General features: G+C 46.1%; 6 protein-coding genes. 2 read left to right on the top strand and 4 right to left on the bottom strand.

All coding sequences use genetic code 11. From position 1 onward, the window contains the following. On the top strand, window positions 1-257 hold a 257-nt coding region (gene accB / locus H6S82_RS18010; RefSeq protein WP_191056504.1), incomplete at its 5' end, for an acetyl-CoA carboxylase biotin carboxyl carrier protein. Between the two features lie 84 nt (window positions 258-341). After that, the gene (locus tag H6S82_RS18005; protein ID WP_190468729.1) at window positions 342-695 is read left to right on the top strand and encodes a metalloregulator ArsR/SmtB family transcription factor; all 354 of its coding nucleotides are present in this window, start codon (window positions 342-344) and stop codon (window positions 693-695) included. A 153-nt stretch (window positions 696-848) separates the two neighbouring features. Here H6S82_RS18005 and H6S82_RS18000 read toward each other — a convergent pair whose 3' ends face one another. The 4 genes from H6S82_RS18000 to H6S82_RS17985 all read right to left on the bottom strand — a co-directional run. Next, the gene (locus tag H6S82_RS18000; protein WP_190468732.1) at window positions 849-1,490 is read right to left on the bottom strand and encodes a GerMN domain-containing protein; all 642 of its coding nucleotides are present in this window, start codon (window positions 1,488-1,490) and stop codon (window positions 849-851) included. 75 nt (window positions 1,491-1,565) lie between these two features. After that, window positions 1,566-2,435, bottom strand: a complete 870-nt coding sequence (locus tag H6S82_RS17995; RefSeq protein WP_191056503.1) for a DUF2993 domain-containing protein — start codon at window positions 2,433-2,435, stop codon at window positions 1,566-1,568. A 113-nt stretch (window positions 2,436-2,548) separates the two neighbouring features. Then, window positions 2,549-3,862: a hypothetical protein gene (locus H6S82_RS17990; protein ID WP_190468738.1), complete on the bottom strand. Its 1,314-nt coding sequence runs from the start codon at window positions 3,860-3,862 to the stop codon at window positions 2,549-2,551. A gap of 66 nt (window positions 3,863-3,928) precedes the next feature. Then, window positions 3,929-4,829: His/Gly/Thr/Pro-type tRNA ligase C-terminal domain-containing protein (locus tag H6S82_RS17985; protein WP_242056994.1), on the bottom strand; the 901-nt coding region annotated here is incomplete at its 5' end.

Genomic DNA, 4,829 nt, shown 5'->3' with positions numbered 1-4,829 from the left:
CCCAAGTTGAGCAAAAATGGTTAACAATTACTTCCCCTATGGTGGGAACGTTTTACCGCTCGCCTGCTCCTGACGAACCGCCATTTGTGGAAGTCGGCGATCGCATCCGTACTGGACAAACAGTCTGTATCATTGAAGCAATGAAGCTGATGAACGAAATCGAAGCCGAAGTCTCAGGGCAGGTGATGGAAATTTTGGTGACCAACGGCCAACCTGTAGAATACGGTCAAGTTCTGATGCGGGTTAACCCCGATTGATAAAAAGTGTATTATCGATTACTGTATTGTGATAGAAAAAAGAACTCGTACAATCTGGGGATCGGTCGGTTCCGAGTTAATTCGATGAAACAAGCGCAGCCTGTACCGCAAGAAGTTGTGCAACAAGTGGCTGAATACTTCAGCATTTTAAGCGAGCCAATGCGCCTGCGGCTGTTGAACTTGCTCCGCAATGGCGAAAAATGCGTGCAAGAACTGGTAGAGGCGACCGAAACCAGTCAGGCTAACGTTTCCAAACACCTGAAAGTGATGCTGCAAGCGGGTATCCTCAGCCGCCGTAGCGAAGGCACTTCCGCCTACTACAAAGTGGAAGATGAGTTAATCTTCGATCTGTGTAACTTGGTGTGCGATCGCTTAGCAACGCGCATTGAACAGCAAGCGCGTCACTTTCGGGAGTTCAGTCTAGCTAGCAAAGAATAAGAAAAGTCAAAAACAAGAGGGAGAGGGAGAAAAGAGCGGCATAAATGGGGGAAAATCTGAATTTTTCCGCTCTCCCCTTTTTTCTCTTCCTTCTCTCCTCTCCCTTTTCTTTTTAACTTTTGACTTTTGACTTTTAACTTTTCCCAAGCCCAACTAGAGAGGAAAGTTTTTCTGAAAACTTTGGCGAGTTAGTGGCTGTTCGAGCTCTAAGCCTTCACCACCCAAAGTTTCCAGGGGTTTTCCATCCACAGCGATCAACACCTTGGCATTAGGGTCTAAACTGGTAGCGGTATAGATGACCTGTCCTAAGCGCCCCGTCATCGCCGCGCTGCCACCGCCAGAGTTAAACTCCTGAGATAGATCGACCGTCACGGTATCGTTTTGAACAGTAACGCTGCGGAGTTTGGTTCCTTTGGGAATACTTGTCGAAATTTTGTCATCGGTAGCGTTAGGCCCAGCCAGCAAGCGGACAAAAGCTTGTGCCAAAATAGCATTGGGACTTTTACTGGCAGCCTTATCCAGCGTTACCGGACGACCCACCAGTTCTAGTTTATTGCCTCGATCTTGAAGCCAATAGATTTCTGCCGTTTCCGGTACTGGAGCTGGCTGTGGTGTATTGGGGGTGTTTGTTGTAGAGTTTGTAGAGTTTGTAGAGTTTGTCGGCGTAGGGGTGGGAGCGGGAGTACGCGAATTCAATGCCAACCAAACCGTTCCGCCACCAATAGCCAAAATTATACCCCCGATAGTCGCAATTGCACGCCGAGAAACGGCACGATCGGGTTTTCGCTTGTTCATAAATACGTAGCTCCTTGAGAATTGGCAGGTTCTGTGTGAGGAGACGATAAGAGGATAATAATTTCCGGAAAAAGGTTACTTTTTGTCAGTTTGAGGCAAAGAGTCCGGTTTTATTCGCACAAAGGCTGCTATCTCCATTTGCTGTGGTTTTATATTCAATTGTAGAAGCCGGGCTGTGATTCCTGCATCTTCCAATTTACGGAAATCAAACTGCTCGCTGATGGTTTCGGCGATCGGACCGATCAAGAAAGCCGGCAGGGCACTATCGTTGATCGAGGCAGTTGGCGAAATCAATTGGATCTGACGCCCGGAAACTACGCCCAGCCCCGACTCTACCTTGAGATTTAGCTGTTTGGGATCGGTTTGCTTGTCGGCACCTTCACCTTTTTCCTGTAATGCTACCTGAAAACGCACGCGGTTATCAGCCAGAAATTCTACCCGTGGATTGACAAACTCGTAAGCTTGTGCTTGTTGACCGCCCATATTGCCCAAAAAACCGCTTCCCAGGTTACGCAACCGAGCTGTGACTGTCGGTGATGCGAGCAGTTTGTTGACGTCATCTTGGGTTAAAACGAAACGCAATCCAGCCTGTATCGGTTGCCGCAAAGCCCCGCTCGGCAATCTTTGACTTTGGTTACCCTCGACGGGCGGGAGCTCGCTGCGTTGCCTAAGACGCTGGATATTGAAATTCAGGGGGTCGGTTTCCATTTCTAGAGCTGCGATGCGGAAGTCTGGCGTCACCCATAAGCCTCGTCCTGCAATTCGCACTCGTTCGACTTTGCCTTGTATGAGTTGGTGAGAGGGAGCGTTGTCAACGCGCACTTGCAGCTGTTCCACCTTTTCCATACGAGAGCGAATCACATTTTGGGCGACGCTATCGACGACGAAACCAACTGGGGAAAGGAAACCAAGTAAGCCAGATAAGAGGAGTGTGAATAATTCCATTGGTGATTGGTTAGGGGCTAGAAAAGTCAAAAGTCAAAAGTCAAAAGTCAAAAGAAAAAAGAAAAAAGAAAAAAAGGAGTTAGGTTTAGGTAGTAGAGAATTATAACTAATACCTATTGCCTATTAGATTCCAGTTGCGGTAATTTGAGAAGAACACCAGCAAAAAACCAATAATAGATTGCCACTGGCAGAACATCTAGCGGGTAATAGTAAATGTTGTAGCTGATAAACAAGACAAATGCCCACAGACAAATTCCCAAGCGACGCAACTTGATATCTTTAACCGATCGGTAAGCTTTGAACGTGAGGAAAGTTAAGATAGAAATCACTGCTAGCATAGCGATCAGGCCAAGTGGCCCTATTTCGTAAAGCACCTTGGGATAGTAGGTTTCAACCAACGCAGTTTCGCCGAAAATACGTGCTGCATTAGTAGCTCGTCCCAAACCACTACCAAAAAAGCTTTCTAAGTTGCCCAGCACCCAGTCAAACTGGGGAACAATAAATTCGTAAAGGAGCGAATCTTTCCAATAACTGAAAAACTCAGTGTTTAAGCCAAGTACAAGCACAATTGCGCCTCCCAAGTAAATTATAATCCCGCGCTTGAAATTTCCCCCAGGAGCTGCAAAAAATAGCAGAAGTGCGAAGATGGTAATAATTAAAACTAGCGCGATTTTTTGACCGGAAACAACCGCTACGAACAAGACTAAAGCCATAGCTACGAAGCTGGCATTTCGCCAACGACGAGAAGTTTCGCTCACAGCAGAAGCAACGGTGAAAAAACCATTTGAAATCAGAAACCAACCCCATTGCCAGGGTGCGGCAAATGTTCCCGGTAAGCGAATTACCCCCAGTTCGGGATTGTAAAGTAAAGCACCGCCGACAAAACACCTAGCATCGAGAGCTGCTTTGAATAAAGCATCTCCTTCCAGTCCGCTCGTACCTGTACACACACCGCTGCTAAGTAACAGGTATTGAATAAAAGCCAGAGTGCAGCAAATTAAGGCCAGAACAACGTGCAGGCGGATTAAAAATCGCAATTCATTTTTGTTGCGAATCAGGTAATAAGCACAAAAAATCAGGGGGATGTATCCGATTAGCACTTTTAAACCAATAATCCCCATAAAAAATGGTTGTTCGTCAAGATCGGAATTGAACTGTTGATAGCCGTTGACATAAACTAAAGTGACCGAACAACACGCCAATAAAAACAACAGTGGCTGCTTTAGGGGTTGGGCAATTACTATGGGTAAATGCGAGCGCTGACAGTAAATAATTAAAGCAATAAGCGCGGGTACGTAGAGGATATCTTTAGTTATAAAAAAAAGTGGATTACCTCCTGCAATCGCATATGTAAAAGTGCCGATGAAAGGTAAGTAAATGAGAAATGCCCATAAAGCTTTGCGGGCTAGTTGATAGTAAAATGGCATGATTTTCAGAGAAACTAAGTGGCCGATGCTGAGCTGGGGAAATCCCCTCGCTCAGATGCCGTTTTTCTACTTGTGTATTGCTACTTCGATTCGTTGCTTGAGTGTGGAGACAACTTCATCCAGAGGTATTTCTTCGGATTTGTGGCTGGCTCTTTCGACGACTTCTACTTTGCCTGATTTGAGAGATTTTCCGGTGACAATGCGATAGGGAATACCGATTAAATCGGCGTCTTTAAATTTAACTCCAGCGCGTTCGTTGCGGTCATCAAGCAGAGTTTCAATTCCCGCTTCGTTGAGTTGGCTGTAAAGTTTTTCCGCTGCTTGCAGTTGTTCGCCGTCGCTGATGTTGGGAACTGAGATGATGACGTGATAGGGTGCGATCGCTACAGGCCAAATTATCCCATCTTTGTCGTAAGATTGCTCTACGGCTGCTTGCGCTAAACGCGATACGCCGACACCATAACAACCCATGACTAAGGGAACTTCTTCTCCTTGTTCGTTAGTATAAGTTGCTCCCATTGCTTTGGAGTATTTGATGCCTAATTGGAAAATGTGACCGACTTCAATTCCTCTGGCACTTTGCAGGGTTTGTGCGGGGTTGTGAATGGCCCGATCGCCCGGTCGAGCTTTTCGCACATCTACCACGATTTCCGGTAATTGGAATTGCTCTTTCCAGTTAGCACCGATAACGTGATAACCAGATTCATTCGCACCGGTAACGAAATTTTTAAGTTCGACAGCAGTTTTATCGACTAACCGCAAAAACTTGCGATCGAGTTGTTTTTGGTCAGCAATATAATCGTCAGCGATATCGGGAGCAATATAACCCAAAGGTAAAGATTTCGCTGCCCATTTTGACTGTGCTTCTGCATCGGGAACCTTCAGCGATAATAAAGTTTTACCGCCGTAGCGATCGGCCAATTTCGTCAACTCATTTTGCAACTTTACTTCATTGACTTCTTGGTCG

This window comes from Planktothrix sp. FACHB-1355 (assembly GCF_014748295.1).
Taxonomy (GTDB): domain Bacteria; phylum Cyanobacteriota; class Cyanobacteriia; order Cyanobacteriales; family Aerosakkonemataceae; genus Aerosakkonema; species Aerosakkonema funiforme_A.
This window is presented reverse-complemented; position numbering and strand designations above follow the sequence as displayed.